Source organism: Methyloversatilis sp. XJ19-49 (assembly GCF_024580145.1).
In the GTDB taxonomy this organism is placed as follows: domain Bacteria; phylum Pseudomonadota; class Gammaproteobacteria; order Burkholderiales; family Rhodocyclaceae; genus Methyloversatilis.
The window spans coordinates 1-2,468 of record NZ_JANINI010000032.1; the positions used below are offsets into that span (position 1 = coordinate 1).

Below are 2,468 nucleotides of genomic sequence, written 5' to 3' on the forward strand. Positions count from 1 at the left end.
ACTGTCCGCCCGCCGCCGTCGCGGCTGAACGTTCGCGTCGGAAAGCCTGAACAAGCCCTCCGTGCCGCAAGGCGCGGGGGGCTTTTTCTTTTGCGGTGCGCCCCCTGTGGGCGCGGCAGTCTGTGCAGGAGCGGCGGCCTGCAGGAGCGGCCCTTGTGGGAGCGGCGATCCACTGCCGGCCCTGCATGGCCGGCCGGCTCTGCGGGCGGCGAGCAGTGCTCGCTTAATCCCTCGCTCCGCCCTCGCCGCGATTGATGCCGCGATGATCGTTGATCAACGCGCCGATCGCGGCGAGGCCGCCGCTCCCACAGGCCATTGCTCCCACAAAACCGCCGCCGTTCCTAAAAAAGCACAGCACCCATGCTCTCTGCCCGAAGAATCGCCCGCTGTGCCGAACACCTGCGCACCCGCATGGGTCACCGCCTGTGCCTGCGCACCACTCGTGATTTATTCCCGGGGGGCACCTGTTCGGTGCATCGCTTGCGGTGCATACAAAGCGCCCAAACTTTCAATTGGATAGAGTCGAAAAAACGACGCAAGCCGCGGAAAAAAATGGATTTCCAGCTGTGGACCAGTTTGTGCTGCTGCTACATGTCCTTACAAAAAGGATGAAAAAACAGAGTTGCCCGTTATCAACCGTTCTATCTAGGAGAGGTCCCCTGATGAAGAGAAAGATATTGGCAACTGCAATGGCGCTGATCGGCAATGTGGCCGCATTCAACGCCGTGGCGCAAACCGCGCCGAAGCAGTTCAGTCTGATCGAGGCAACGGTGCCGCAAATCCAGGAAGCCTTCCAGTCGAGGCTTCTGTCCGCAGAACAACTGATCAATATGTATCTGGCCCGCGTCGCAGCGTATGACGACGGCGGTCCGAAGCTCAATTCCTACATCTACGTGAATCCCGAAGCCGTCAACACGGCCAAGGCGCTGGACGCAGCCCGTTTCGCGNGCGGTCCGAAGCTCAATTCCTACATCTACGTGAATCCCGAAGCCGTCAACACGGCCAAGGCGCTGGACGCAGCCCGTTTCGCGCCCAACACGACAGTCGGTCCGCTGTACGGCGTGCCGATCCTGCTGAAGGACATCATCGACACTTACGATATGCCGACCACCGGTGGTGCCGTGGCGCTGAAGGATTCGATTCCGCCGGACGACGCTTTCATCACCCGAAAGATGCGCGAGGCCGGCGCCATCATCATCGGCAAGGCCACGCTGAGCGAATTCGCCAACTTCATGACCAGCGGCGGTGTGTCCGGCTTCAGCAATCTGGGTGGCTACGGTTACAACCCGTACGACACGCGCCCGTCGACCACCACTCCGGACGGCCGACCGCTGCTCAATCCGAGCGGCTCCAGTTCCGGCTCCGGCATTGCGGCCGCCGCCAATCTGGTCGCGCTGACGATCGGTACCGAAACATCGGGCTCCATCCTGAGCCCATCGAACGCCAACGGCATCGTCGGCATCAAGCCGACCGTCGGTCTGGTGAGTCGCGACGGCATCATCCCGATCACCGCCGACCAGGACACCGCCGGCCCGATGACGCGCACCGTGACGGACGCCGCGATCCTGCTTGGTGTGATCGCCGGTTACGACCCCAGCGACGATGCGACCCTGGAATGTCTCGAACCGGGCAACTGCTTCGACGACTACACCCCCTTCCTGAAGGCCGATGGGCTGGCTGGCGCGCGCATTCTCGTGGCCACGATCCCGAACAATCGTGCCGATATCATGAACTCGGCTATTGCGAAGATGCGTGACCTGGGTGCGACGGTGGACATCAGGGGTTCCAGTCTGCCGGGGGCAAATGCGCCCGGCGTCCTGAACTACGGCCAGAAACGTGACGTCAATCTTTACTTCGACAGCCTGTCCGACAGTTTTCCGATCCAGTCGCTGGCTGACCTGATCGCGTTCAACGCCGATCCGCCTCTGCCGCTGACCACGGCCGACACGATCAAGTACGGCCAGACCACGTTCATCACATCAAACAATCTCGATATCAGTCCGGGCAGCGCCGACACCGCAAAGTACATTGCGGACCGCACGCTGGGCTTCATCAATTCGCGCACCAGCATCAACGATGCGCTGGATGGACCGGATGGCGAGCGCGGGACAGAGGACGATTACGACGCCGTCTTCTATTCGGGCAGCGGCAGTGCGGGTCTGTGGGCGCGTGCCGGCTACCCGAGCATCGTCATTCCGTACGGTTCGGTCATTTCGAACGACGTGCCGATCCCGGCCGGGGTGTCGTTTGCCGGCCGCCGCTTCGGCGAGCCGCGACTCATTGAGCTGGCCTACGCACTCGAACAGGCCACCAAGGGTCGCTTTGTCCCGCCGAGCGCGCCGCCACTGCCGACCGACGTTGTGCTGCGCGGCGACATCAACGGCGACGGCAAGGTCAACGGGACCGATGTTTCGCTCGTCGCACGCCGGCTGAACCAGACGGCGACCGGCCCGTACGACAAGGCCGAC

General features: G+C 62.6%; 1 protein-coding gene. It reads left to right on the plus strand.

Annotation, left to right across the window (positions count from 1 at the left end; translation table 11 throughout):
* Positions 1–662: 662 nt before the first annotated feature.
* The coding region (locus NMQ16_RS19090) for an amidase family protein (protein ID WP_257082553.1) at positions 663–2,468 on the plus strand (1,806 nt) is incomplete at its 3' end.